Origin of the sequence: Bradyrhizobium daqingense (genome assembly GCF_021044685.1) — a bacterium.
GTDB lineage: Bacteria > Pseudomonadota > Alphaproteobacteria > Rhizobiales > Xanthobacteraceae > Bradyrhizobium > Bradyrhizobium daqingense.
In genome coordinates, this window is record NZ_CP088014.1 from 5,454,495 (window position 1) to 5,479,817 (window position 25,323).

23 protein-coding genes are annotated in these 25,323 nt (G+C 64.7%); 16 read left to right on the forward strand and 7 right to left on the reverse strand.

Translation table 11 applies throughout. The features are described from left to right. The first annotated feature begins 3 nt into the window (after nt 1–3). Together trpC and moaC are read left to right on the forward strand one after the other, a co-directional pair. Entirely contained in the window at nt 4–825 is an 822-nt protein-coding gene (trpC, locus tag LPJ38_RS25825; RefSeq protein WP_145639565.1) for an indole-3-glycerol phosphate synthase TrpC, read from the forward strand. 1 nt (nt 826) lies between these two features. Beyond that, nucleotides 827–1,336 (forward strand): cyclic pyranopterin monophosphate synthase MoaC, encoded by a 510-nt coding sequence (moaC, locus tag LPJ38_RS25830; RefSeq protein ID WP_145639567.1) that lies wholly within the window; start codon nt 827–829, stop codon nt 1,334–1,336. Nucleotides 1,337–1,342: 6 nt separating this feature from the next. On the opposite strand, the gene LPJ38_RS25835 is transcribed toward moaC, so the two are convergent. Then, nucleotides 1,343–1,507, reverse strand: coding sequence for a Flp family type IVb pilin (locus tag LPJ38_RS25835; protein WP_145639569.1), 165 nt, complete (start codon nt 1,505–1,507; stop codon nt 1,343–1,345). Between the two features lie 313 nt (nt 1,508–1,820). Between LPJ38_RS25835 and LPJ38_RS25840 the strand changes: the two genes are divergently transcribed. Next, nucleotides 1,821–4,553: a bifunctional diguanylate cyclase/phosphodiesterase gene (locus tag LPJ38_RS25840; protein ID WP_145639571.1), complete on the forward strand. Its 2,733-nt coding sequence runs from the start codon at nt 1,821–1,823 to the stop codon at nt 4,551–4,553. Between the two features lie 117 nt (nt 4,554–4,670). Here the strand turns inward: LPJ38_RS25840 and LPJ38_RS25845 are convergent, their stop codons facing one another. Further along, nucleotides 4,671–6,008: a S41 family peptidase gene (locus LPJ38_RS25845; protein WP_145639575.1), complete on the reverse strand. Its 1,338-nt coding sequence runs from the start codon at nt 6,006–6,008 to the stop codon at nt 4,671–4,673. Nucleotides 6,009–6,297: 289 nt separating this feature from the next. On the opposite strand from LPJ38_RS25845, the gene LPJ38_RS25850 reads away from it, so the two are divergent. From LPJ38_RS25850 to LPJ38_RS25860, 3 genes are all read left to right on the forward strand, one after another. Then, on the forward strand, nt 6,298–7,431 hold the full coding sequence (locus LPJ38_RS25850) for an alpha-hydroxy acid oxidase (protein WP_145639580.1): 1,134 nt from the start codon (nt 6,298–6,300) through the stop codon (nt 7,429–7,431). 14 nt (nt 7,432–7,445) lie between these two features. Then, nucleotides 7,446–8,069 carry an HAD family hydrolase gene (locus LPJ38_RS25855; RefSeq protein ID WP_145639582.1) on the forward strand — a complete coding sequence of 208 codons (624 nt, stop codon included), beginning with the start codon at nt 7,446–7,448 and terminating at the stop codon, nt 8,067–8,069. Between the two features lie 162 nt (nt 8,070–8,231). Further along, nucleotides 8,232–8,426, forward strand: coding sequence for a hypothetical protein (locus LPJ38_RS25860; RefSeq protein WP_145639586.1), 195 nt, complete (start codon nt 8,232–8,234; stop codon nt 8,424–8,426). A gap of 102 nt (nt 8,427–8,528) precedes the next feature. Here LPJ38_RS25860 and LPJ38_RS25865 read toward each other — a convergent pair whose 3' ends face one another. Next, nucleotides 8,529–8,654: a hypothetical protein gene (locus LPJ38_RS25865; RefSeq protein WP_231088403.1), complete on the reverse strand. Its 126-nt coding sequence runs from the start codon at nt 8,652–8,654 to the stop codon at nt 8,529–8,531. A 5-nt stretch (nt 8,655–8,659) separates the two neighbouring features. Beyond that, a complete protein-coding gene (locus LPJ38_RS25870) occupies nt 8,660–8,821 on the reverse strand; it encodes a type II toxin-antitoxin system RelE/ParE family toxin (RefSeq protein ID WP_231088404.1) in 162 nt (53 codons plus the stop codon). A 359-nt stretch (nt 8,822–9,180) separates the two neighbouring features. Here LPJ38_RS25870 and LPJ38_RS25875 point away from each other — a divergent pair, with 359 nt between their 5' ends. The 4 genes from LPJ38_RS25875 to LPJ38_RS25890 all read left to right on the forward strand — a co-directional run bounded on the left by LPJ38_RS25875 (nt 9,181) and on the right by LPJ38_RS25890 (nt 13,263). After that, nucleotides 9,181–10,392, forward strand: coding sequence for a molybdopterin molybdotransferase MoeA (locus LPJ38_RS25875; protein ID WP_145639588.1), 1,212 nt, complete (start codon nt 9,181–9,183; stop codon nt 10,390–10,392). Nucleotides 10,393–10,569: 177 nt separating this feature from the next. Next, nucleotides 10,570–11,271 carry a transcriptional repressor LexA gene (gene lexA / locus LPJ38_RS25880; RefSeq protein WP_060737749.1) on the forward strand — a complete coding sequence of 234 codons (702 nt, stop codon included), beginning with the start codon at nt 10,570–10,572 and terminating at the stop codon, nt 11,269–11,271. 391 nt (nt 11,272–11,662) lie between these two features. After that, nucleotides 11,663–12,100: a hypothetical protein gene (locus tag LPJ38_RS25885; protein ID WP_145639590.1), complete on the forward strand. Its 438-nt coding sequence runs from the start codon at nt 11,663–11,665 to the stop codon at nt 12,098–12,100. 221 nt (nt 12,101–12,321) lie between these two features. Then, nucleotides 12,322–13,263: a GAF domain-containing protein gene (locus tag LPJ38_RS25890; RefSeq protein WP_145639593.1), complete on the forward strand. Its 942-nt coding sequence runs from the start codon at nt 12,322–12,324 to the stop codon at nt 13,261–13,263. A 9-nt stretch (nt 13,264–13,272) separates the two neighbouring features. Here LPJ38_RS25890 and LPJ38_RS25895 read toward each other — a convergent pair whose 3' ends face one another. From LPJ38_RS25895 to LPJ38_RS25905, 3 genes are all read right to left on the reverse strand, one after another. Further along, entirely contained in the window at nt 13,273–15,567 is a 2,295-nt protein-coding gene (locus LPJ38_RS25895; protein WP_145639596.1) for a ComEC/Rec2 family competence protein, read from the reverse strand. A gap of 158 nt (nt 15,568–15,725) precedes the next feature. Continuing rightward, the gene (locus LPJ38_RS25900) at nt 15,726–16,112 is read right to left on the reverse strand and encodes a YybH family protein (protein ID WP_145639599.1); all 387 of its coding nucleotides are present in this window, start codon (nt 16,110–16,112) and stop codon (nt 15,726–15,728) included. Nucleotides 16,113–16,122: 10 nt separating this feature from the next. Continuing rightward, complete coding sequence (locus LPJ38_RS25905) at nt 16,123–17,799, reverse strand: glutamine--tRNA ligase/YqeY domain fusion protein (protein ID WP_145639601.1); 1,677 nt, start codon at nt 17,797–17,799, stop codon at nt 16,123–16,125. 154 nt (nt 17,800–17,953) lie between these two features. Between LPJ38_RS25905 and gltX the strand changes: the two genes are divergently transcribed. The 6 genes from gltX to LPJ38_RS25935 all read left to right on the forward strand — a co-directional run bounded on the left by gltX (nt 17,954) and on the right by LPJ38_RS25935 (nt 25,320). Next, nucleotides 17,954–19,381 (forward strand): glutamate--tRNA ligase, encoded by a 1,428-nt coding sequence (gltX, locus tag LPJ38_RS25910; protein WP_145639603.1) that lies wholly within the window; start codon nt 17,954–17,956, stop codon nt 19,379–19,381. Between the two features lie 146 nt (nt 19,382–19,527). Beyond that, nucleotides 19,528–20,832 (forward strand): citrate synthase, encoded by a 1,305-nt coding sequence (gene gltA / locus LPJ38_RS25915; protein WP_145639605.1) that lies wholly within the window; start codon nt 19,528–19,530, stop codon nt 20,830–20,832. 179 nt (nt 20,833–21,011) lie between these two features. Next, entirely contained in the window at nt 21,012–22,190 is a 1,179-nt protein-coding gene (locus LPJ38_RS25920) for an ROK family transcriptional regulator (RefSeq protein WP_208750599.1), read from the forward strand. Between the two features lie 73 nt (nt 22,191–22,263). Next, on the forward strand, nt 22,264–23,550 hold the full coding sequence (locus tag LPJ38_RS25925; RefSeq protein WP_145639609.1) for an ABC transporter substrate-binding protein: 1,287 nt from the start codon (nt 22,264–22,266) through the stop codon (nt 23,548–23,550). A gap of 14 nt (nt 23,551–23,564) precedes the next feature. After that, the gene (locus tag LPJ38_RS25930) at nt 23,565–24,470 is read left to right on the forward strand and encodes a carbohydrate ABC transporter permease (RefSeq protein ID WP_145639655.1); all 906 of its coding nucleotides are present in this window, start codon (nt 23,565–23,567) and stop codon (nt 24,468–24,470) included. Beyond that, entirely contained in the window at nt 24,463–25,320 is an 858-nt protein-coding gene (locus tag LPJ38_RS25935) for a carbohydrate ABC transporter permease (protein ID WP_167520662.1), read from the forward strand. Before LPJ38_RS25930 ends, LPJ38_RS25935 begins: the two co-directional genes overlap by 8 nt. Nucleotides 25,321–25,323 lie beyond the last annotated feature (3 nt).

Consider the following 25,323-nt stretch of genomic DNA (forward strand, 5'->3'; position numbering starts at 1 on the left):
GACATGTCGGACATCCTGACCAAGATCGAAACCTACAAGCGCGAGGAGATCGCCGCCGCCAAGCGCGTGCAGCCGCTCTCCGTCGTCGAGGCAAAGGCCAAGGCGCAAGCCGCACCGCGCGGCTTCCTGCGCGCGATCAAGGCGAAGCATGCCCATGGCGACTACGCGCTGATTGCCGAGATCAAGAAGGCCTCGCCGTCGAGGGGGCTGATCCGCGCCGATTTCGATCCGCCGGAGCTCGCCGAGGCCTATGAGGCCGGCGGCGCCGCCTGCCTCTCGGTGCTGACCGACACGCCGTCGTTCCAGGGTCATCTCGACTTCATGGTGGCCGCGCGCGCGGCAACCTCGCTCCCGGTGCTGCGCAAGGACTTCATGTTCGACACCTATCAGGTGGCGGAGGCCCGCGCGCATGGCGCCGACTGCATCCTGATCATCATGGCCGCGCTCGACGATGCCACCGCCAAGGACCTCGAAGACGCCGCGACTGCCTATGGCATGGACGTGCTGATCGAGATCCACGACCGGGCCGAGCTCGACCGGGCATTGAAGCTGCGATCGCCGATGATCGGCGTCAACAACCGCAATTTGCGCACCTTCGAGACCACGCTCGCGACCAGCGAGGCGCTGGCGCCGCTGATCCCGCGGGAGCGGCTGATGGTCGGCGAGAGCGGCATCTTCACGCCCGCCGATCTCGCCAGGCTCGAGCGCGTGGGCATGTCGACCTTCCTGGTCGGCGAGAGCCTGATGCGGCAGGCCGACGTCACCGCCGCGACACGCACGCTGCTCGCGCGCGAAACCAGCGCACGCGCGACAGGCACGCGCTGACATGGCACGCAAGCCGTCCCGAGCGAAGCCCAAGACCGCCTCTGCCCTCACCCATATCGGCGCCTCCGGCGAGGCGCGCATGGTAGACGTCTCCGACAAGCCCGCGACCGAACGGCTTGCGGTCGCCGAAGGCCGCGTCATCATGACCAAGGCGACGCTCGACCTGATCGTGTCCGGCAACGCCAAGAAGGGCGACGTGCTCGGCACCGCACGCATCGCCGGCATCATGGCCGCCAAGCGCACCTCCGAGCTGATCCCGCTCTGCCATCCGCTCGCGCTGTCGAAGGTGACGGTCGACATCGAGCCCGACGCGAAACTGCCTGGCTGTCTCGTCCGTGCGAGCGTGAAGGTCACCGGCCCCACCGGCGTCGAGATGGAGGCGCTCACCGCCGTCACGGTCGCCTGCCTCACCGTCTACGACATGATCAAGGCGGTGGAGCGCGGCGTGCGTATCGAGGGCATCCATCTCGTCGAGAAGCTCGGCGGCAAGTCCGGCCACTACCGCGCGTAGGCCCGATCACTTCAGCGACGTGCTGATCGATCCGAATTTCGCGTTGAGCTTGCTGCCCATGCCGTTCACGACGGTGATGATCGCGAGCGCGATCCCGGCGGCGATCAGGCCGTATTCGATCGCGGTCGCACCACGCTCGTCGGCGATGAAGTCCTTCAGAATGTTCGTCATGATCGTGTCCCTCTCTGCGTTGTGGGCAGACGTCTTCGCAAATCACGTGCCATCGAACGTTCGAGGTTGGCCAACAGGTTAGATGGTTAAGCCCTGGTTAGTCGCGACACGGCCGGCAGGAATTGACCGGCATCGCGGGAGCTTGCGGCAATTCCTGCAGGTCTTGCCTCTCGCGTATCGATCGCTTTTGTGCGCGAGCATTCATGTCGCGTTAACCGCCCTTCCTAACTTTGCCTCCACACCGTTCCCGTAAACCAACGGATGTTTTGGGGATCAAGAATTGATCCTGGCGTGTGCACGGCAATGATCCAGTATGATGACGAGATTCGGCAGTCGCCTCTTTGACCAGGCCTTCGTGCGCAGCGGACCGATCCGCTGGCTGGTGGTGGGCGGCGCGCTGCTGATCGTGGCGATCGCCGTCGGTGCGACGCTCATGGCACAGAATTTCCGCGAACGTGCGCTGCGCAACGCCAGCCGCGAGCTGGAAAACACCGTGCTGATGCTCGCCCATCATTTCGATCAGCAATTGCAGGACTTCGCCGTCATCCAGAAGGATTTCGTCGACCACGTCCGCACGACCGGCATCAACAATGCGGAGGACTATCGCAAGCGCCTCTCCGGGCAGGACGTCCACCGGATGCTGCGCTCGAAGATCGAGGCGCTGCCTTACATGGGCGGGGTCAACGTCATCGACGCCGAAGGCAATCTGATCAACTCGTCGACGGCCTGGCCGGCCCCGAAGGTGAACGTTGCCGACCGCGCCTATTTCCGCACCTTCAAATACGATCCCTACTCGCCCGACGTGCTGATCGAGCCGCTGCACAGCCGCATTTCCGGCGCCTGGACCATCCTGATCGTTCGCAAGATCCTGGGACCGAGCGGCGAGTTCCTGGGCGTCGTCGGGCGCGGCATCGAGCCCGCCAATTTCGAGAAATTCTTCGCCTCCGTCGTGCTCGGCGAAGGTGCGACGATCTCGATGCTGCATCGAGACGGCACGCTGCTCGCCCGCTATCCGCATTCCAGCGAGTTGATGGGGCGGAATTTCAAGTCCGGCTCGTTCGAGCAGCAGAGGGTCTTCGGACTCGATCACTTCGCCGGCCGCTTCGTCAGTCCCATCGACGGCGACGACCGGCTGATCTCCTCACGCGCCCTGCCTCACTTCCCGATCCTGATGATGGCCACCACGACGCGCTCAGCGGCCCTGACGGACTGGCGCGAGCAGATCGGCATCCTGATCTCGGTCGCCGCGTCGTCCGCGCTCGCCATCGCGGGGGTGCTGATCGCGATCGTGCGCAAGCTGCTGGAGCAGCACCGCCTCTCGCGGGAACGGCTGACGCTGGAAAAGCAGCGTCTCGACCGCGCCGTCAACAACATGACGCAAGGCCTTTTGCTGTTCGATGCCGAGCGACGGCTCGTGATCTGCAACCAGCGCTACATCGAGATGTACGGGCTCTCGGCCGATACCGTGAAGCCCGGTTGCAGCTTCCACGACATCATCGCCCACCGCAAGGCGACAGGCTCCTTCATCGGCAATGTCGATCAATATGTCGTGCGCGTGCTGCGCGACATTCACGTGCGCAACTCCATGGTCGTCGACACCTCGGATGGCCGTTCGATCCATATCCTCAACGAGCCGCTCGCGGACGGGGGCTGGGTGGTCACGCATGAAGACATCACCGAGCGGCGTCGGATCGAGGAGCGCATCACCCATCTCGCCCATTACGACGCGCTGACCGACCTGCCCAACCGCACCATGTTCCACGAGCATCTACGCGAAGAGCTCGCCGCCATCGCCGACGGCGAAGAGATCGCGGTGCACTACATCGACATCGACGAGTTCAAGGGCGTCAACGACGCGCTCGGCCATCTCGTCGGCGACGAGCTGTTGAAGTCGGTCGCGCAGAGCCTCCGTCGCTGCGCCGGCCCGGAGGACTTCGTGGCCCGGCTCGGTGGCGACGAATTCGCCATCGTGCAGAGCGCCGTGACCTCGCCGGACCGGGTCAACGATCTGGTCGCACGGGTCTTCCAGGCCATCCGCACCCCCTTCGACTGCATGGGCCACCATCTCACGGCGGATGCCAGCATCGGCATTGCGCTCGCGCCGGAACACGGCAGTGCGCTCGACCAGATCCTCAAGAACGCCGACATGGCGATGTACGCGGCCAAGGCCGCCGGACGTCGCACCTATCGCTTCTTCGAGCCGGACATGGACGCCAAGGTCCGCGAGCGGCGGCAGCTCGAGATCGACCTGCGTCATGCCATCGCCCAAGGCGGGCTCGAAGGCGGCCTCGAGGTCTACTACCAGCCCTGCCTCGGACTGAAGGACGATCGCATCACCGGCTGCGAGGCGTTGGTGCGCTGGCGCCACCCGGAGCGCGGCATGGTCTCGCCGGCCGAATTCATCCCGATCGCCGAAGACACCGGCCTGATCAACGAGATCGGCGAATGGGTGCTCGCGACCGCCTGCCGGGACGCAGCAAGCTGGCCCGACGACATCCGCCTTGCCGTCAACGTCTCGCCGGTGCAGTTCAAGAGCAGCACGCTGGCGCTGAAGATCATGGCCGCGCTCGCCGCCTCCAATTTGCCGGCGAGCCGGCTCGAGCTCGAGATCACCGAGGCCGTGCTGATCCGCGACGACGACACTGCGCTCGCGATCCTGCATCAGCTTCGCGCCATCGGCGTGCGCATCGCGCTCGACGATTTCGGCACCGGCTATTCCTCGCTGAGCTATCTGCACCGCTTCCCCTTCGACAAAATCAAGATCGACCGCTGCTTCGTCGACGACATCGCCCGCCCCGACGGCTCCGCCAGCATCGTCCAGGCGGTCGTCAACCTCGCGGCCGCGCGTCGCATGACCACCACGGCCGAGGGCGTCGAGACCGAAGAGCAGCAGCGCCTGCTCCGCGCGCTCGGCTGTTCCGAGATGCAGGGCTATCTGTTCAGCGCCGCAAAGCCCGCCGGCAAGATGTTGGAGCTGTTCGCGCTGCATCGCAGCCGTCTCGCCCAGCGCGGCGGCAGCGAGAGCCGCCGGCGCGAGGCCGGTTAGCTCGGATGGAGCGTGACGCAATCCAGGGCCGATCGCACGCCGGGATAGGCCCTTAACGAATTCGCCCGGGAGCGGTGATCCACTCCCGGGCGATCCATCATCTGGAGATCGTAAGGTCTAGTTCGGCACCGCCGCCTTCGGCGCGGGCTTGGCGGCAACCGCATTCGCGGTAACGCCGTGCAGGAAGTCGAAAGCCGCATGCAGGGCCTTGTCGTCCTCCTCCTTTGGTGGAACGTAGGACTGCGATCCGGTCTGTTCGGCGCCGTCAGCGGCCGACAAATGCCCGCGCATCTGAGATTCCGCCATGGTATCCATCCGGCCCTTCAGCTCCGGCGGCACGTCCTGAAGAATTTCGATGTCGGGCGCAATGCCCTGGGCCTGGATCGAGCGGCCCGACGGGGTGTAGTAGCGCGCCGTAGTCAGCGCCAGCGCGCCATTGCCGGCGCCGAGCGGGATGATGGTCTGCACCGAACCCTTGCCGAACGAGCGCGTGCCGATCAGCGTCGCGCGCTTGTGGTCATGCAGCGCGCCGGCGACGATCTCCGAGGCGGAGGCCGAGCCGCCGTTGACCAGCACCACCAGCGGCTTGCCCTTGGTGAGGTCACCCCCATGCGCCGTGAAGCGCTGGGTCTCTTCCGGACTGCGGCCGCGGGTCGAGACGACCTCGCCGCGCTGGAGGAATGCGCTTGATACCGACACGGCCTGATCGAGCAGGCCGCCCGGATTGTTACGCAGGTCCATCACATAGCCCGCGAGCTTCTCCGGCGGGATCTCCTTGGAGATCGACGCGATCGCCTTTTTCAGCCCGTCGGTGGTCTGCTCGTTGAACGAGGTGACGCGGATATAGCCGATATCGCCGTTCTTGACCTGGAAGCGCACCGGCCGCACATGGATGATCTCGCGCGTGATCGCAACGTCGAGCGGTGCGTCGGCGCCCTTGCGCACGATGGTGAGCTTGGTCTTGGTGTCGACCGGGCCCTTCATCTTGTTGACGGCCTGCTCGAGCGTCATGCCTTGCACGGCCTCGCCGTCGATCTTGCTGATGAGGTCGCCGGACATGATGCCGGCCTTCGAGGCCGGCGTGTCGTCGATCGGGGAGACGACCTTGACGAGGCCGTCCTCCATCGTGACCTCGATGCCGAGCCCGCCGAACTCGCCGGAGGTGGTCTCCTGCATCTCGGTCCAGGCCTTGTCGTTCATGTAGCGCGAATGCGGGTCGAGCGAGGTCACCATGCCCGTGATCGCGCCTTCGATCAGCTTGGCATTGTCGGGCTTCTCGACGTAGCTCGCCTTCACGCGCTCGAACACCGCGCCGAACAGATTGAGCTGCGAATAGGCGTCGTCTGCGCTCGCTGCCGCCCGTGCCGCCCATACGCCGCCGTGGGGACTGGCTACCAGAAGGGTCAGACACGCTCCGGTGAGCGCGCCCAGGGGGAACAGCAGGGTTTTCCGCATGGAGAGATAGCCTTTTTCTCGGGGCTGGTGGCGCCACGCAAATGGCGATCCAGCCGCTTCTCACAATATCATTCTGGTTTCTTCAAGGCCCGGAACGCCACTCCGACGGTACACCGCAAAAATCCCTTCGTTGGGGCCTAAACTTTTGGCAACGTTCAAGGACCATCGCACGGGTCGACCAGTTCGCCGACGGGCCGACGCCTTGCAGCTATGCGATTTTAGGATGGTTTTGGAGGGCCGGACGCGATAGGCGATGACAATAAGACTTCAAATATCCGGGAGGACAACAATGAACGACGCGCCCCGCATCCGGCCGGAACGGAACGTCGAACTCGGCGCCAGCAACGAGCCGTTCCAGAACCTGCACGAATTCGTCAGGAAGGCGCGTGCCAACCTCAACCAGAACGCCTGGGACTACATCGTCGGCGCCGCCGAGACCGAGACCACGATGCGCCGCAACCGGATGGCGCTGGACGAGATCGCCTTTCGCCCGCGCGTGCTGCGGGACGTTCGCAAGGTCGACGGCTCCGTCGAGCAACTCGGCCGCAAGATGCGTTTGCCCGTAGTGCTCGCCCCTGTCGGTGCGCTGGAGATCTTCGATCCCGATGGCGCGGCGAGCGTCGCGCGCGCCGCGGGCAGTTTCGGTGCGGCACACATGCTGAGCTCGGTGTCGGAGCCCGGCCTTGAGAAGACCGCGGAGGCCGCGCCCGATGCGCTGCGGCTCTACCAGCTTTATGTCCGCGGCGACGATGCCTTCGTCGCCGATGTCGTCAGCCGCTCCGAGAAGAACGGCTACGCCGCGTTCTGCCTGACCGTCGACACCGCCCATTACAGTCGTCGCGAACGTGACATCGCCAAGCGCTATGTTCGCGAGAGCCGCCTGCGCGCGACCGGCGGCGACTACCAGAAGGGCCTGGAATGGCGGACGGTGAAGATGATCAAGGACAAGTTCAGAATTCCGCTGATCCTGAAGGGCATCGCCACCGCCGAGGACGCCCAAATCGCGGTCGATCACGGTGTCGAGTGGATCTATGTCTCCAACCATGGCGGCCGCCAGCTCGATCATGGCCGCGGCGCCATGCACGTGCTGCCTGAAATCGTCGAGGCCGTGAAAGGCCGCGCCAAGATCATGGTCGATGGCGGCTTTTGCCGCGGCACCGACATCGTCAAGGCCATCGCGGCGGGAGCCGACCTCGTCGGCGTCGGCCGGCTGCAATGCTGGGCCCTGGCGGCCGCCGGCGAAGCCGGCGTGCTACGCATGCTGGAACTGCTGGAGGACGAAGTGCTGCGCTGCCTGGGTCTCTTGGGTGCCACCTCCTTCGCCGAGGTCGACAAGTCCTGCCTGCATCCGGCGGCCGCAACCAATGCGCCGAGCGTGTTCAGCGCGTTCCCGCTGTTCGACCACGACCCCTATCGATACTGACGTGAAAGGACACAATGACCTCGCTCTCTCCCGGCAGCGCCGATGCGCTCCTGTTCGATCTCGGACGCGTGGTGATCGACATCGATTTCTCCAAGGCAATCGCCTGCTGGGCGGGACATGCCGGCTGCCAGCCCGAGGCCATCGTCGCGCGCTACGTGCGTGACGAGGCCTATCGGCTGCACGAGGTCGGCAAGATCAGCGACGAGGACTATTTCCAATCGTTGCGGTCATCGCTCGGGATCGGCATTTCGGATGCGCAGTTCCTGGAGGGATGGAACGCGATCTTCGCCGGCGAGATGCCCGACATCGCCGAGCTGTTGCCGCGCGCGGCCAAGCAGATGCCGATCTATGCCTTCTCCAACACCAACCGGCCGCATATCGACTATTTCTCGAAGGAATATGCCGGCGTGCTCGGGCATTTCCGCGAGCTCTATTTGTCGTCCAGCATCGGCCTGCGCAAACCGGATGCGGAGGCGTTCGACCATGTCGTGGCGGCGATCGGCGCGCCGGCTAGCCGAATCGTGTTCTTCGACGACCTTGCCGAGAACATCGAGGGGGCGCGGGCATGCGGGCTGAAAGCTGTGCACGTGACGTCGCCCATGGATGTCGGGAACGCGCTCAGGGCGCTGGGAATCTAGTCCGTCCTGAGGACTGGCTAAGATTGACCGGAGCGCGCGGGAACTATTTTGCCGAGGGCATGGAACCAAATTCCTCTGTATATTTTTATACAAAGTTCCGGGAACGAATGCCGGCTTCAGGACTCATGAGTCCGTTGGGACTTCTACATCGGACTTGTCGTCGTGTTGGGCAAAACTTACCTCACCAAGCAGGCCTCTCTGCTGATGAAATTCGCCAGAACCACCTCGGATGCTGATCTTTCCGCCAAGCTGATCAGCAAGGCGGCCGACCTGAAATCGCAGGCCGACCCGCTGCCCGATACGGATCAGGGCCCCCATGCCCCGGACGTCAGTCCGAACGGGCCGACGCGGAGTTGACCCATGCTGGCCGTGGCGCTCGTTCTTCTCGTGCTTGCCATGGCCATCCTGGTGCCGGTCTGCCTCGCCTTCCGGATCATGCCGCGGCGGATTTGAGCCGCCTTAGGCGTCCGAGTGTTCGCGCGCCTGTGCGGGATGCTGAATGGTGAGAATGACGACTTCACCAGCCTCTTCGTCGAGGGTGTAATAAACCAAATAGGGGTATCGCCGGGTTACCAGCTTGCGCACGCCCTCTACCTTCTGCGGTCTTCCAAGTCGCGGAAAGCGTCGAGATTCTGAAGCGATTCAAGAATTGCAGCGCGCACACGCAATGCGCCTTGCGGACTTTGCTCCCTGACATATTCGGCAATGCCAATCAGATCTTGCGCCGCGCGTGGCGTGTATCTGAGCTTCATCGCTCGAAGCGGCGGAACGCAGCTTCAACCTCGACGTCAGACGCAAACTGCCGGAGCTGCGCCTGTGCGAGCCCCTCGAGGATCGCCGACAGATGCGCGGCATCGATTTCCTCGGGCTCTCCCGCATTGCCCGTCAAAGCCAGCATTGCGCGCGCGATCTCGTCCTGATCATCGGCAGGGAGCTGCCGCACGGCGTGGAGAGCCTTTTCGAGCAATTTTGTCACCGGCAAAAGATAAGCCCAAGTTGCGCGGAAAGGAAGCGCGTCTTTCTCACTCCATTGAGACCTCTTTTGCGTCGATCCTCTCACTGGGCTAGAACCTTACCGATCGTGTCCTTTGATTTGTTGCGGAGTTCACCCGTGGCCCTGATGCCGGTTTCCGACGCGCTTGCCGCGGTGCTGGCGGGTGCCGAGCCGTTGCCTCACGAGATGGCCGCGCTCGATGCGGCCTTCCACCGTGTGCTCGCCCGCGACGTGGCAGCGCTGCGCACGCAGCCCCCGGAAGCCATGTCGGCGATGGATGGCTACGCCGTGCGCGCGGCCGATGCGGTAACGGTCGATTCCACGCTCACGGTCATCGGCGAGGTTGCGGCAGGCCGGCCATTTGCCGGGTCGGTCGGTCCCGGCGAAGCGGTGCGGATCTTCACCGGCGGCATCATTCCCACCGGCGCCAACGCGGTCGTGATCCAGGAGGACACCGTTGCCGACGGCAAGCAGGTGACGATCAAGGAAGCCGCCATCGCCGGGCGGCACATTCGCCCCGCAGGCGTTGATTTCTCCGAAGGCGACGTGCTGCTGCGCAGGGGAGCCCGACTCACCGAACGCGATCTGGCGCTCGCCGCCGCCATGAATCACCCGCAGCTTGTGGTTTGCCGCCGTCCGAAGGTCGCGATTCTCGCCACCGGCGACGAGCTCGTGTTGCCAGGTTCGAAGCCCGGCCACGGCCAGATCGTCTATTCCAACGGCTACGCGCTGCACGCGCTCGCCCGCAGCGAGGGGGCCGAGACGATCGACCTCGGCATTGCCGCCGACACGCTCGAGTCCACCGCCGCCGGCATCCGCCGCGCGCGCGAAAGCGGCGCGGACATCCTGGTCACGTCCGGCGGGGCTTCGGTCGGCGATCACGATCTGGTCCAGCAGGCGCTCCGCGACGAAGGCATCGCGATGGCGTTCTGGAAGATCGCGATGCGCCCGGGCAAGCCGATGATGCACGGACGACTGGGGGCGATGCGCGTGATCGGCCTGCCTGGCAATCCGGTCTCGTCCTATGTCTGCGCCTTCCTGTTCATGGTGCCGCTGATTCGCGCCTTGTCGGGCCGATCCGTGATTCATCATCGTCACGAGCGCGCCGTGCTCGGCAAGGACGTCGGCGCAAACGACATGCGGGCGGATTATCTTCGCGCGAGGCTGGAGGAGCGCGACGACGGCGCGCTCGTCGCTGTTCCCGTCAACCACCAGGATTCCTCGCTGCTTGCGAATCTTGCTGCGGCACAGGCACTTCTCGTGCGCGCGCCGTTCGCACCCAGGGCCGAAGCCGGCACGCCTTGCGAGGTGCTGCGCCTGCCCGTCTGAACGCATCCACCACACGCGTTCCGCGAACTTGGCCGCATTCACGGTAAATTAAGCAGTTGCGGAACACATATCGAACATATAGTGTCTGTTCATGATTTGTTTCGAGGATGTAGCGGTTCGCCGCTCCAATACAGCGTCTCGGAATCGAACGACATCAACCGGGGGACTTTGGTCGAGATGTTAACGCGCAAACAATACGAGCTTCTGCGGTTCATCAGCGAACGTCTGAAGGAAAGCGGCGTGCCGCCCTCCTTCGACGAGATGAAGGATGCGCTCGACCTGCGCTCGAAGTCAGGCATCCATCGCCTGATCACCGCACTCGAGGAGCGCGGCTTCATCCGCCGCCTGCCCAACCGCGCCCGCGCCATCGAGGTGATCAAACTGCCCGAGCTCCAGGCCGCTGCCGGCAACCGCCGCGGCTTCACGCCGAGCGTCATCGAGGGCAATCTCGGCAAGATCCGTGCGAGCTCCAGCCCGCCCGCGGACGAGGGCGAGCGTCCGGTTGCCGTGCCCGTGATGGGCCGCATCGCGGCCGGCACGCCGATCGAGGCATTGCAGACCCGCAGCCACACCATCAGCGTCCCGCCGGACATGCTCGGCTCCGGCGAACATTACGCGCTCGAGGTGCGCGGGGATTCGATGGTCGAAGCGGGTATCCTCGATGGCGACATGGCACTGATCCAGCGTAACGAGAGCGCCGATACCGGAGACATCGTCGTGGCGCTGATCGACGACGAGGAAGCGACGCTCAAGCGCTTCCGCCGCCGCGGTGCCTCGATCGCGCTCGAGCCGGCCAACGCCGCCTACGAGGTGCGCATCCTGCCGCCCAACCGGGTGAAGATTCAGGGCAAGCTGATCGGGCTGTACCGCAAATACTGACCGCCCGGCGGTCATTCGATACCGATGATCCCGATTGGAGCGGATGCGTCCGCTCCGGCTGGACAGTCTTTCCGGTCTTGCGCAGGTTGTCCGGCCCTCATTCAGTACGACACACTCGGGGGCGGAGCCAGGCGCTCATCGTGTCCGAGCTCGAAAGATCGAGCACGCAATGGTGCCTCAGCGCCCGCGGCCACAGGCGTTCTGTGGTCCCCAAATGCGCTGAAATGAGCTTTGTTCCTAGTGAATCTGAAAAAGATAATGTGATCGCGTCTCGCGAACGCCAGCCGCAGATTCGCCTACAACCGAGCAGAGCGTCACGTGCTTCCACTCTGATAGAGGCTTGCGCCTCCGAAAGAGGCGCGGGTTGCTATCTTCGCATGAGGAGCACCCGATGTGTGACTACAGCCTGCATGCCGTTGCATCGCGTCCCGCCGAAGTCGGCGAGACGATCGTCTCCACGACGTTCCGCGGCACCTCGACGCGCGGCTTTGCTTCCGCGGCAGATCCGAACGTAGCCGTCTGCCTGTTGCCGGGAACGGAGCTCGCCTTCGCCGACAACGTCCGTTACGACAATCGCTGGATCTGGACGCGCACCATCAACTCCCGCGTCGGCAAGTTCGGCAAGATCGATCCGCACATTCCCGATCGCCATCACGACGCGATCGAATTCCCTGACGGCAAATACGTGCTGGTGACGCAGCTCGTCGAAGGCCAGCGCGCAACGGTGCTGCAACTGCCGGTGACCCAGCCGGTCAGCGAGCGCGAGCACAAGCCGCAGATCATCGCCGACAGCCGCCCGAGCCCAACGCCCCGCCTGCCGATCGGCTGATGCGCCGTCCCGGCCGTCCAGGTCGGAGACCAGAATTGAAATTGCCGTTCGCCGGCCGCGGCCGGCGACATGGACGGTTTGGCGCTCGTGATATCCGGGCAGCCGACTGAGCACCGCCTCGACCCGCGCACGAACTTTGGGCCGCCATGCCTGAATTTTGAACGTCCGCTCCGCGGTCAAATGACCGATGCTGTCGGGACCTGACACAGCGGACATGGTCGATGAAAGCCTTCATTCGCGTCGTCGAACTCTGGGTGCCCGACCGCACGCGCATGCGGCTGGAATTCGGCGGCGGCCTCTACGGTGAAGGGCTGTCCGCGTTCAAGGCCGTGAGTGAGGACCTGCGCTTCGGTCATGACGAGGGGCTGCCCGGCAAAGCGTGGGCCAGCGGCCATCCGGTGATCCTCACCAAGTTTGCCAACTCGTACTTCAAGCGGACCGATCAGGCGCTCGCAGCTGGCCTCACCTGCGGCGTCGCGGTGCCGGTGTTCGCCGGCGAATTCCTGCAGGCCGTGATGGTGCTGTTCTGCGGCGATGACGAAGCGCATGTCGGGGCGATCGAGCTCTGGCACAACGATCCCGATGTCTCCCACGAGATGCGGCTCGTCGACGGTTACTATGGCACCGCCGACATGTTCGAATTCAACTCCCGCCACACCAGATTCCCGCGCGGCTTCGGCCTGCCCGGACGCACCTGGAAGGCCGGCCTGCCGCTGATCATCAAGGACCTGCATAACGCCAGGAGTTTTCTGCGGTGGGAAGAAGCCGCCGAGGTCGGGATCAATCTCGGCGTCGGCGTGCCCTACCGCACCGGCGCCGACCAGAGCTGGGTGCTGACCTTCCTCTCCGCACAGGCCACCCCGATCGCGCGACGCTTCGAGATCTGGGTCCCGAACGAGGCTCGCTCTGCGCTGGTCTTCCGCGCCGGCGATTGCAGCGGGCAGACCGACCTTGCGGGCCTCTATGCGACGACATCGATCGCCAGGAGCGACGGCAGCATCGGGGGCGCCTGGGCCACCGGCATGCCCGCGCTCAACGATGATCTCGCGCATGACGACTCGATCGCGGCTGCGGAGGCCCGCGCGGCCGGGCTGAGCCAGATGGTGGCACTGCCGGTCATCGGCAGCGCCGGTCTCGACGCCGTGCTGGCCTGGTATCTGTAGCCCATCTGCTCAATCGTCAGCCTGCAGGTCGGTCTCTGCCGGCGTTGCGTCCCGACTCCGGGGCGCTGCCGTCTTGGCCGTAAAGTTCTTGGGCACGAGGCTGCCGTCGAAATCCCCTTCGCCAGCGCCGGCCGGCAACCAGGGCCGGCTTGCGCCTCTCGCCCTCACGGCCTGAACGGCAAAGCCGTCACCACGCTGCGTCAGCGCCAGCGCGCCCTGGCTTGCAAGCCGCGGCCGGTCGACCACCATGGCTGCGCAGCCGGACGGCGCTGGCCGGGTCGTCACCACCAGCGCGGCGCGGCTGCAATCATCGGCAAGCCCGTCGACGCGCAGGGACAGCGCGACCAGCCGCCCGTCGGCGAGCGGCGTCACGCAGCCGGCTTCGTCGCATGACACGCCATCGGCCAGCGAATTGGTTGCGGCGTCGCGCGGATCGGCGTCGGCCGCCAGCCATTCCCTCAGCAGAAAGCTGTCCTTGCTCGCCCGGATCACGTGCAGCTGCCCGTCCTTCCCCCGCACCGCGACGCTCGCGCCGTCCCCGGCAATCAGGATATCGGGCTGGCGCGCCGACAAGCCCCAGGCGAGGGACACCAGCAGCAACAGGGCACCGGCCCAGCGCAAGGGCGTCCGCAACAGCCCCATCATGATGATGCCGAGGCTTGCCGCCATCAACGGCGCAATGCCGAAAGCCGGAATGCGGCCGATCGCACCCGGCAGTGCCGCCACCCAGCTCGACACCGCGACCATCCAGTCGATGCCGATCCCCATCAGCCACCAGAACACGCCGTCGAGCCCGAAGGGCGCTGCAATCAGTCCCAGCAGCCCCGCCGGCATCACCAATGCCGAGACCACCGGCATCGCGCCAAGATTGGCGATGACGCCGTAGGGCGTGACGCGATGGAAGTGGAAGGCCGCATAGGGCGTGGTCGCGAGCCCCGCGATCAGCGAGGCCAGGAATAGGATCGCGATCTCGCGGCCGCCCCACAATGCGATGCGCGCGGTCGCCGAATGATCGGGCGAGGCGAACAGGTTCGGCATGCCGATCTGCACCAGCGCGACGAGACCGAGCGTTGCCGCAAACGACATTTGAAAGCTCGGATGCACCAGCGCTTCGGGCGCAACCGCAAGCACGATCAGCGCCGCCACCGCCAGCGTACGAAAGGTGATGGCCCGGCGATCCACCATGACCGCGATCAGCACAACTGCCGTCATGAAGAACGAGCGTTGCGTCGCGACTTCCGCACCCGACAGCAGCAAATAGAACGCAGCCGCGACCAGCGCGGCGGCCGCCGACCATTTCTTGATGGCGAAGTCGGCCGTCAGCCCCGGGATCAGCGCCAGCAGCGCGCGCACCGCGAAGAACACGACGCCGGCGACGACCGCCATGTGATAGCCGGAAATCGACAGTACATGGCCGAGCCCCGAAACGAACATGGCGTCGTTGACGGGCGCGCTGATCGCATCGCGCCGTCCGGTGAGCAATGCCGTTGCGATCGCGCGATTGTCGCCCTCGAGCGTCGCGCGGATGCGTGCGTCGATCGCATCGCGCAGGCCCTGCATGAACGCAGCATAGCGCAGCCGCAAGCCACCGGCCTCCGGCGGTACCGACGCCGCGATCGTTCCCATCACGAAACCGGAAGCGCCGATGCCTTGAAAATACATGTCCCGGGAGAAGTCATAGCTGCCGGGCCGCACCGGCGAGATCGGCGGCATCAGCCGCGCCTTCAGCTGCACGAAGCTGCCGACCTCCGGCGCCGTCCCCTTGCGCACCGACAGACGCACGCGCTCCAGCTTGACGTCGCTGCGCTGCGCCTCCATCGCGGTGACGCGCAGCACGAAACGGTCGGTGCGCTCGCGGATATCGCGCGCTTCGACGAAACCCGAGAGCGACACCGAATAGAGCGGCTTGGCCAGCACGGGATGGGCGATGCGCGCCGTCTTCCAGGTCGCGATGCAAAAGCCGGCGGCGATCGCTGCGATCATGATCGCCGGGGCGAACAGCCGGCTGCGTCGGAGCAGCATTGCGCCGAGCATGAGCGTGGCCGCCGTCGACGCGACGACCCAGAGCACCGGCTCATGATCGGCGGCGAAATAGAGCGCGATGCCGCCGCCGAACGCGACGGGCACCCAAGGCAGCAGGCGCCCCGGACCGGCTTCCGCGCGCGCCCAGCCGCGCAATGTCTCGATGATCGCGGGCCACAGGCCAAAGCCAGCAGGTGCTAGGCCGCCAGCCGAGGCAGCGCGGCCGAGCGGCCACGTCCCGGCAACTCCCTGGGAGCGTATTGGCCGGCCCGGCTCCGCCATTCCCCTGCACCTTACGATACGCGACGGGTGCAGAGGCTACCGGACCGTGCGGATATGCGAATAGGGTACGGATCAGGAACAGTCGGTGGAGCGCCCTACTTTACTTTGACTCCCAGTCACCGAGGCCTTCGAGCGGCCCTGACGATGCCTTGCTCGCGTCAGATCAGCGGCGCCTTCGACGAGGCGTGGTGATTGACGATCATCCACTCGCCGTCCTCGCGGATGATGACCCAGCTCATCTTGACGACGAGATCGGGACGTTCGCCAGCAAGATCGAACGTGATGGTGGCGCCCACGTTGATCAGATCGGGCCCTGCTTGCGCTGCGTTCACCTCGGAGAACGCCGCACTCGGCTTGCGCCAGCGCGGCAGGCCATTGAAGTAATCGGCAACACCGTCCCGGCCCCGATAGAGCTTGGGATTGGAGCCGAAGAAGAACGCGTTCCTCGAATATAGCGACGACAGCGCCGCAGCGTCGAGCTTTGCGAAGCCGGCGCACCATTTCGCGATGATGCCTGAAACGATGGCGTCGGCTTCGCTGATCATTGTGGTCCCCTCACCCCTTGGCGACTTCCTTGGCGAACGTGTCGCGCAAGCCGATGGTCCGCGAGAACACCGGCTTGCCAGGGGTCGAATCCTTGTCGCGCACGAAATAGCCCTGGCGCTCGAACTGCATCGGCTCCATCGCATTGCTTTCCGCAACGGAGGCCTCGACCCGCGCATCGGACAGGATCTCAAGCGAGTTCGGATTGAGATCGGCCGCAAAGTTCGAAGCGTCCGGGCTCGGATTGGAGAACAGCTGGTTGTAGATGCGGATCTCCGCCGGCTTCGATGCCGCCGCCGGCAGCCAGTGCATGGTGGCCTTGACCTTGCGGCCATCGGGCGCGTTGCCGCCCTTGGTCGCGGGATCGTAGGTGCAGCGCAGCTCCACCACCTCGCCAGCGTCGTTCTTGATCACGCCGGTGCATTTGACGAAATAGGCATAGCGCAGCCGCACCTCGTTGCCTGGCGACAGGCGGAAGAACTTCTTCGGCGGGTTCTCCATGAAGTCGTCCTGCTCGATATAGAGCTCGCGGCCGAACGTGATCTTGCGCGTGCCGGCCGAAGGATCATCAGGATGATTGATCGCCTCGAGCTCCTCGGTCTGCCCTTCCGGATAGTTCTCGATCACCACTTTCAGCGGCTTCAGCACTGCCATGCGCCGCTGCGCCGTGCGGTTCAGCTCCTCGCGGATGCAGAATTCGAGCATGCCGACATCGACCACACTGTTGGCCTTGGCCACACCGATACGCTTGACGAATTCGCGCAGCGCCGCCGGCGGCACGCCACGGCGGCGCATGCCCGCCATGGTCGGCATGCGCGGATCGTCCCAGCCCGCGACATGGCCGTCGCGGACGAGCTGGGTCAGCACGCGCTTCGACAGCAGCGTGTAGGTCAGATTCAGCCGCGCGAATTCGTACTGATGCGGCTCGGACGGCACCGGCAGCTTCTCGATGAACCAGTCATAGAGCGGCCGGTGATCCTCGAACTCCAGCGTACAGATCGAATGCGTGATGCCCTCGATCGCGTCCGACTGGCCATGCGCGTAATCGTAGCTCGGATAGATGCTCCACTTCGTGCCGGTGCGCGGATGATGCGCATGCAGGATGCGATACAGCACGGGATCGCGCAGATTGATGTTGCCCGCGGCCATGTCGATCTTGGCCCGCAGCACGCGCGCGCCGTTCGGGAATTCGCCCGCCTTCATACGCCGGAACAGGTCGAGGTTCTCCTCCGCGGTGCGGTCACGGAACGGCGAGTTCCTGCCGGGCTCGGTCAGCGTGCCGCGCGAGAGGCGGATCTCCTCCTGGGTCTGGTCGTCGACATAAGCGAGCCCGTCGCGGATCAGCTGCTCCGCCCATTCGTACAGGCGATCGAAATAGTCCGAGGCGAAGAACAGGTTTTTGCCCCAGTCGAAGCCGAGCCAGCGCACGTCGGCCTGGATGGAATCGATATATTCCTGCTCCTCCTTGACCGGGTTGGTGTCGTCGAAGCGCAAGTGACAGCGGCCCGGAAACTCCTGCGCGATGCCGAAATTGAGTGCGATCGACTTGGCGTGGCCGATATGCAGATAGCCGTTCGGCTCCGGCGGGAACCGGGTCACGATTTCCTTGTACTTGCCCTGCTCAAGGTCGGCCTGGATGATGTCACGAATGAAATCGCGCCCAACCTCAGGTGCCACCGGTTCTGTCATTACGAAAATCCTGTAGGGAAATCAGCGGACCTTCTGCCAAATTCGCGTGGCTGAGCCAAGGGCTAAGCAAAGCCTGCCAGATCCGCCGCCGGGCTTTAGTTATGCGCCGGTCCTGCTATACACCACCGCCTCCAATGCATAGGCCCTGCCAAGAATGACCGATTCCGTCGTCACCCGCTTTGCCCCCTCGCCGACCGGCTTCCTCCACATCGGGGGCGCCCGCACGGCGCTGTTCAACTGGCTCTATGCGAAGAAGCATGGCGGCAAGATGCTGCTGCGGATCGAGGACACCGACCGGGAGCGCTCCACCGAGGCGGCGATCGGCGCCATCCTCGACGGCCTCAAATGGCTGGAGCTCGGCTGGGACGGCGAAGTCATCTACCAGTTCGCCCGTGCCGCCCGCCACCGCGAGGTCGCCGAGCAACTGCTCGCCGAGGGCAAGGCCTATCGCTGCTACGCCACTGCCGAGGAGCTCGCCGCGATGCGCGAGAAGGCGCGCGCCGAAGGCCGCACCCGCCTCTATGACGGCATGTGGCGCGACCGCGACCCGGCCACGGCGCCGGGCGACATCAAGCCGACGATCCGGCTGCGCGCGCCGCAGACCGGCGAGACCGTGATCGAGGACCAGGTCCAGGGCCGCGTGGTCTGGCAGAACGAGAACCTGGACGACCTCGTGCTGTTGCGCGGCGATGGCAACCCGACCTACATGCTCGCGGTGGTCGTGGACGACCACGACATGGGCGTCACCCACGTCATCCGCGGCGATGACCATCTGATCAACGCCGCCCGCCAGAAGCAGATCTATGATGCGATGGGCTGGGCGCTGCCGAGCATGTCTCACATCCCCCTCATCCACGGTCCGGATGGCTCGAAGCTGTCGAAGCGTCACGGCGCCCTCGGCGTCGATGCCTATCGCGCCATGGGATACCTGCCGGCGGCGCTGCGCAACTATCTCGTCCGGCTCGGCTGGAGCCATGGCGATCAGGAGATCTTCTCGACCGAGGAGATGATCGCGGCGTTCGACCTCGCCAGCGTCGGCCGGGCCGCAGCGCGGTTCGATTTCGCCAAGCTGGAAAACCTCAACGGTCACTACATCCGCAACGCCGACGATCAATCACTCGTGAAGATGTTCGAGGATGTGCTCGACCACGTCGTGCCTGCCCGCGACGAGATCAAGGCCAAGCTGAACGACACCACGCGAGCGCAGCTGCTCAAGGCCATGCCCGCCCTGAAAGAGCGCGCCAAGACGCTGATCGAGCTGATCGACGGCGCCTATTTCATCTTCGCCGACCGGCCGCTGCAGCTCGATGCCAAGGCGCAGACGCTGCTGACGGCAGAGAACCGCAAGCTGATCGGCCAGCTTCATTCCGCGCTGGAGAAAGTCGAGACGTGGAGCGGCGCCACCACGGAGGCCGCGCTGCGCGCCTTCGCCGAGGAAAATAGTCTCAAGCTCGGCGCGGTCGCCCAGCCCTTGCGGGCTGCGCTGACCGGACGGACGACGTCGCCTGGTATATTTGAGGTTTTGGACGTCCTGGGACGCCAGGAGAGCCTCGCGCGGCTTAAGGATCAGTCTACGACGTAAGTAGGCCATGGCTGCCATGATCTTGCAGCGCACACAGCAATAATATACCCATCTCCCCCGTACATTCTGGAACATCCGGCCTGCCCCCATGATCTTCCCAGGGGCCTCCGGCTCCGGCCCGTTTCACCACACATCGGGGACCTACGATGGACGCAAAACCAAGCAACAAGACCGCCACACTGACGGTCGGAAACAAGAACTACGATCTTCCGATCCTCAGCGGCAGCGTCGGGCCTGATGTCATCGATATCGGCAAGCTCTACGGCCAGTCCGGCCTGTTCACCTACGATCCGGGCTTCACCTCGACTGCGAGCTGCCAGTCCAAGATCACCTACATCGATGGTGACGCGGGCGTCCTGGAATACCGCGGCTACCCGATCGAGCAGCTCGCCGAGCATGGCGACTTCCTGGAGACCTGCTATCTCCTGCTCTACGGGAATCTGCCGACCGCCGCGCAGAAGAAGGATTTCGACCATCGCGTGACCCATCACACGATGGTGCACGAGCAGATGGCCCGCTTCTTCCAGGGCTTCCGCCGCGACGCCCATCCGATGGCGATCATGGTTGCGGCCGTCGGCGCGCTCGCCGCCTTCTATCACGATAGCACCGACATCAACGATCCGAAGCAGCGCATGATCGCATCCATGCGCATGATCGCGAAGATCCCGACCTTGGCGGCGATGGCCTACAAGTACACGGTCGGCCAGCCCTTCATCTATCCGAAGAACTCGCTGGGCTTTGCCGAGAACTTCCTGAACATGTGCTTCGCGGTGCCCTGCGAGGATTACAAGGTCAGCCCGGTGCTCGCCGACGCGCTGGAGAAGATCTTCATCCTGCATGCCGATCACGAGCAGAACGCCTCGACCTCGACGGTGCGCATCGCCGGCTCCTCCGGCGCCAACCCGTTCGCCTGCATCGCGGCGGGCATCGCCTGCCTCTGGGGCCCGGCGCATGGCGGCGCCAACGAAGCCGCGCTCAACATGCTCTACGGCATCGGCACGGTCGACAAGATCCCCGAATTCATCGCCAAGGTGAAGGACAAGAATTCCGAAGTCCGCCTGATGGGCTTCGGGCACCGCGTCTACAAAAACTACGATCCGCGCGCCAAGATCATGCAGAAGATGTGTCACGCCGTGCTCAAGGAGACCGGCCATGGCGACGATCCGATGCTGAAGGTGGCGCTGGAGCTCGAGAAGATCGCGCTCAGCGACCAGTACTTCATCGACCGCAAGCTCTACCCGAACGTCGACTTCTATTCGGGCATCACGCTGAAGGCGATGGGCTTCCCGGTCTCGATGTTCACCGTGCTGTTCGCGGTCGCCCGCACCGTCGGCTGGATCAGCCAGTGGAGCGAGATGATCGAGGATCCGCAGCAGAAGATCGGCCGTCCGCGCCAGCTCTACACGGGCGTCGCCAAGCGCGACTATGTGCCGATCAGCGATCGCAAGTAAGTACGGACGATAGGTCCGACAAAACGGCGCCATCGCAAGATGGCGCCGTTTTTGTTTGTGAGCGGGCGCCCGCCTTGCTGCCGCGCACAACAACAAGTCGGCGTGGCCGACCGGTAATCGCTTGACAGTCGAAACGCTCCGCGCGCAAATTCTTACTCTAAGTAAGAATGACGACAGGGATGGAAATGCCGGAGCAGCCGAGAAGTCGGCGGCAGACGCGCGCTGCCATTTTGACTCATTTGCTCCAGTCCGGCGGCTCGTTCCGGCCACCACTGGCAAAGGCGGTGCGCCTGTCCGAGGCGAGCCTGTCGCGCATCCTGTTCGACCTGAAGGCTGAAGGCTTGATCGAGGAAGTGCGGCGCCCTGCCCCTTACGTCGGTGGCCCGACGGGCCTCGTGTCGCTCGATAGCACGGTGGCGCTCGCGGCCGTCGAGCTCACTGCGCAATGGCTCAGCATCGGCGTCGGCGGTCTCGCGGGCGAGCTGAACTACACCGAACGTTTGCCGTTGCCGAAGACGCCGTCCGTCGAGACCGTCGGCCGCGTGTTCCGCGAGTCCATGACGTTGCTGCGCGACTGGACACGCCGGCGCCGCATCACGCTCGCACAGATCGGCGTCTCCATTCCGGGCCTTGGCCGGTTGACGGCGGCAGGCAATCCGATCATTCCCTGCGACGTCGCCCGCATCAGCGGCATGATCGGCGAAATGTTTGCCGGCGTGCCGCTGGAATTCACCAACTCGGTCGTGGCCCACGCCACCTTTCACCGCTGCCGCACGCAGGACTATCCGTTCACTGGCACGCATCTGTTCGTGTTCGTCAGCCATGGCGTCGCCGGCGCCTGGATGGATGATCCGACCGAGGCCGATGCCCTCCAGCCGGTCGAACTAGGCCACATGGTCTTTGGACCGGGGGGACCGCGCTGCCGCTGCGGTCATCATGGCTGCGTCGAAGCCTACACCTCGCTCCCCGCCTTGGCCGAGCTTCTCGACATCTCCGAAGCCGAATTGCTCCAGCTTGGCAGCGAATGGGTGCACGCGGTCCCACTGTCTGCGCGGGTGCGCCAGGAGCTGCGGCGGCGGCTGTTCCGGCTCGGCCTTGCGATCGGCAACACGCTGAACGTGAAGCCATGCGGTGGCGTCGCCATCAGCGGCTGGCCATCGCTTCTCGCCGACGACGATCGCAACGCCGTGATCGAGGGGATCGACGCCTGTCTCCTGGGGGGCCGGACATTGGCGCAAGTCTCCGTCGCCTTCGTGCCGCCCTCGACCGGGAACGATCCGCAGGCTGCCCTTGCCTTCGCCGCGTTTTGCCTCGCCAGCCGCGGCGGCATGGCCACAAGCTCGACGGAGGCCGCCTGACATGTCCTGAGCCGTGCGGCATCGACGCGCCGCGTCAAGAACACGCAAGAACTTCACACCGGGAGGAACTGCCATGCCGATTACGACAACAAGGCGCCGTCTGCTCGCTGGATCCGTTGCCACGCTCGCGCTGCCGGCCTTTGCCCGTGCGCAAGGCGCGGCCAAGCCGCGCCTGACCGCGATCTCGCAATGGTCCGCAGGCAGCGACGGGGCGGCCATCACGGCGCTCGGCAAGAAGTTCGAGGAGAAGGGCGGTGTCTGGCAGCACTCGCCCGTCCCCGGATTCACCACCGAGATGATGAACAAGCTGCGCGCGCAGATCATGGCCGGCGATCCGCCGGCCTGCTCGCAGCTCAAGGGCCCCGAGATTGCAGCATGGTCGAAGATCGCCCCGACCGTCGATCTCGACGCCGTCGTCGCTGCCGCCGGCTACGAAAAGGTCGTCGCTCCCGATCTTGCAAAACTGCACAAGCCGGCAGGCAAATGGATCGCATTGCCGCTGCAGATCTACAGCACCAACATGCTGTTCCTATCCAAGCGCGCATTGGACAAGGCCAAGGCCGACAAGGTCCCCGTCACCTGGGCGGAATTCAATGACCTCGCCGAGAAGATGAAATCGGGTGGCGTCAACCACCCCGTCGCCAACGGCGGCACTCGTCCGGACGACGGGCAGAAATTCGAGGCCGCTCTCGGCGGCATCAGTCCCGCCGCCTACCGCGCCGCCATCATGAATCTCGACGAGAAAGCGTTGAAGGGCCCCGAGATCAAGGCCGCGTTCGCGCAGGTGCGCAAGATCGCCGATTGGATGGACCCCAACGTCGGCGCGCAACACTTTTCGACCAACCTGAAGCGCTTCATCGACGGCGACATGGGCATGATGATCATGGGCGGCTGGGCCCAGGGCGTGCTGCGCAATGCCGGCTTCAAGTTCGAGGACTTCGTCATCGCGCCGGGCCCGAGCGACAACAGCAAGCCGGTCTTCCTGCTGAATGCCGACGCCTTCATCTTCTGGCAGCGCAAGGAGGCGGACCTGCAAGCCGGCCAGACGCTGATGGCCCAGCTCGTCATGGATCCGGCGATTCAGACCATGTATTCGCAGATCACGGGATCAATCCCCGTGCGCACCGACGTCGATCTGTCCGGCGAAGGCTGGTCCGAGGGGCAACGAACGACTGCGAAGGCCCTGAAGGACGCCATCGCCAGCAACCAGGCTGTCCTCAGCATGGCCCACAACATGGCGCAGGAAAATGGCATGACAGCAGCGATGATCGACGTGATCACGGAGTACGTGAAGAACAAGTCGATCAAACCCGAGCAGGCCGCAACGCGTCTTGCCGAGGCCGTCGAGGGCGCGCGTTGAGCGATGTTGCCGCCATGAGACCGGGCCGGCCGGCGCTTCCTGAATGGATTCGCCGGCTGCCGGAATATCTGATGATCTGGGTGCCGCTGCTGCTGTCCGCCGCGCACCTCATCTCGTTCTCGCTGTGGACGATCTGGATATCGTTCACGCCGTCCACCCTGATCCCCGTGACGGGCTGGGTAGGCTTGCGCAACTATTCGGCGGTCTTGGCATCGCGGAACTGGCAGATTGCTTTCGACAATCTGCTGCTGTTCGGCGGCGCTTTCGTCGTGCTGAGCGCGGCGACCGGCCTGATCCTGGCGATTCTGCTCGATCAGCGCATTCGCGGCGAGAATGTGCTGCGATCGATCTTCCTCTATCCCCTGGCGGTGTCCTTCGTGGTCACCGGCACGGTCTGGAGCTGGTTGCTCAATCCGGGCCTTGGCATCCAGAAGCTGGTCCACGACCTCGGCTGGACCTCGTTTAGGTTCGACTGGCTGATCGACCGCGACATGGCGATCTGGACCATCGTCATCGCCGCAATCTGGCAATCCTCCGGCTTCGCCATGGCGCTCTTCCTTGCCGGCCTTCGCTCCGTCGACGCCGACATCATCAAGGCCGCGCAGATCGACGGCGCCGGACCGGTCCGGATTTACCGGCGCATCATCCTGCCGTCGCTGTGGCCCATCACCATCACCGTCGCCGTGATCCAGCTGCAATTCGCGATTTCGACGTTCGATCTCGTCCGCGCGCTCACCAACGGGGGGCCGGGAATCGCCACTCAGCTACCGGCGCTCGTCGTCTATGACCTGATGTTCCAGCGCAGCCTGCTTGGCCGCGGCGCGGCGGCCGCCGTGCTTATGTTGCTCATCCTTCTCGCGGTGCTGCTGCCCTATGCGGCGTGGCGATACATCCAGCGACGGCGAGCCGCCCATGCGTGACCGCAGCTTCGCACCAAGCCGAATCTTGATCTATCTGATCGTCTCGCTGATCGCGGCGGCATGGCTCGCGCCGCTCGTCGTCGTGGTGCTTAACTCGCTCCGCAGCAACGAGGAGATCGCGCAGGCCTCGATGATCGGCTGGCCGCAGCAATGGGCCTGGAGCAATTACGCTGTCGCCTGGAGCGGCTTCTGCGTCGCCGAGACCTGCGCCGGCATCCGGCCATACATGCTGAACTCCGCGCTCGTCACCATTCCCGCAACGATCTTCTCGACCCTGCTCGGTGCAATCGCCGGCTATGCCGTGTCGCTCTGGCGCTTCCGCGGCGACAACTGGATCTACGGCATCGTGACCCTCGGCCTTTTCCTGCCCCAGCAGATGCGCCTGCTGCCCTGGACCATCGTGCTGCGCGACGTCGGTCTGATCAACACGCTGACGGGACTCGTTCTGATCCACACCATCCAGGGGCTCTCCTTCACCACGTTGTTCTGCCGGAACTACTACGTCGCCATTCCCCACGAACTGATCAGAGCCGCCCGCATCGACGGCGCCGGTTTCTTCCGCATCTTCTGGCGCATCATCGTGCCGCTCTCGGGTCCGATCCTGATCGTCACGGTGATCTGGCAGTTCACCCATATCTGGAACGAGTTCCTCTATGGCGTGACGTTCACGACGGGACAGCAGCAACCCGTCACGGCTGCGCTCATCGCGCTATCCGCCGCAGTCGCAGATATCCCGCAGCACGGCGTGCAGAGCGCGGCGGTGATCATCGCCGCGCTGCCCACCCTGCTGATCTATCTCCTTGGCGGAAAATATTTCGTCCGCGGCCTGACTGCCGGGGCCGTGAAATGATGG

Coding starts and splice junctions, on each gene's coding strand:
- LPJ38_RS25935 (WP_167520662.1), top strand. CDS start 24,463: ATGCGTGACCGCAGCTTCGCACCAAGCCGAATCTTGATCTATCTGATC.
- gltX (WP_145639603.1), top strand. CDS start 17,954: ATGACCGATTCCGTCGTCACCCGCTTTGCCCCCTCGCCGACCGGCTTC.
- LPJ38_RS25890 (WP_145639593.1), top strand. CDS start 12,322: ATGAAAGCCTTCATTCGCGTCGTCGAACTCTGGGTGCCCGACCGCACG.
- lexA (WP_060737749.1), top strand. CDS start 10,570: ATGTTAACGCGCAAACAATACGAGCTTCTGCGGTTCATCAGCGAACGT.
- LPJ38_RS25870 (WP_231088404.1), bottom strand. CDS start 8,821: ATGAAGCTCAGATACACGCCACGCGCGGCGCAAGATCTGATTGGCATT.
- gltA (WP_145639605.1), top strand. CDS start 19,528: ATGGACGCAAAACCAAGCAACAAGACCGCCACACTGACGGTCGGAAAC.
- LPJ38_RS25855 (WP_145639582.1), top strand. CDS start 7,446: ATGACCTCGCTCTCTCCCGGCAGCGCCGATGCGCTCCTGTTCGATCTC.
- LPJ38_RS25920 (WP_208750599.1), top strand. CDS start 21,012: ATGGAAATGCCGGAGCAGCCGAGAAGTCGGCGGCAGACGCGCGCTGCC.
- LPJ38_RS25845 (WP_145639575.1), bottom strand. CDS start 6,008: ATGCGGAAAACCCTGCTGTTCCCCCTGGGCGCGCTCACCGGAGCGTGT.
- LPJ38_RS25895 (WP_145639596.1), bottom strand. CDS start 15,567: ATGGCGGAGCCGGGCCGGCCAATACGCTCCCAGGGAGTTGCCGGGACG.
- LPJ38_RS25930 (WP_145639655.1), top strand. CDS start 23,565: ATGAGACCGGGCCGGCCGGCGCTTCCTGAATGGATTCGCCGGCTGCCG.
- LPJ38_RS25905 (WP_145639601.1), bottom strand. CDS start 17,799: ATGACAGAACCGGTGGCACCTGAGGTTGGGCGCGATTTCATTCGTGAC.
- trpC (WP_145639565.1), top strand. CDS start 4: ATGTCGGACATCCTGACCAAGATCGAAACCTACAAGCGCGAGGAGATC.
- LPJ38_RS25885 (WP_145639590.1), top strand. CDS start 11,663: ATGTGTGACTACAGCCTGCATGCCGTTGCATCGCGTCCCGCCGAAGTC.
- LPJ38_RS25835 (WP_145639569.1), bottom strand. CDS start 1,507: ATGACGAACATTCTGAAGGACTTCATCGCCGACGAGCGTGGTGCGACC.
- LPJ38_RS25850 (WP_145639580.1), top strand. CDS start 6,298: ATGAACGACGCGCCCCGCATCCGGCCGGAACGGAACGTCGAACTCGGC.
- LPJ38_RS25925 (WP_145639609.1), top strand. CDS start 22,264: ATGCCGATTACGACAACAAGGCGCCGTCTGCTCGCTGGATCCGTTGCC.
- LPJ38_RS25840 (WP_145639571.1), top strand. CDS start 1,821: ATGATGACGAGATTCGGCAGTCGCCTCTTTGACCAGGCCTTCGTGCGC.
- LPJ38_RS25900 (WP_145639599.1), bottom strand. CDS start 16,112: ATGATCAGCGAAGCCGACGCCATCGTTTCAGGCATCATCGCGAAATGG.
- moaC (WP_145639567.1), top strand. CDS start 827: ATGGCACGCAAGCCGTCCCGAGCGAAGCCCAAGACCGCCTCTGCCCTC.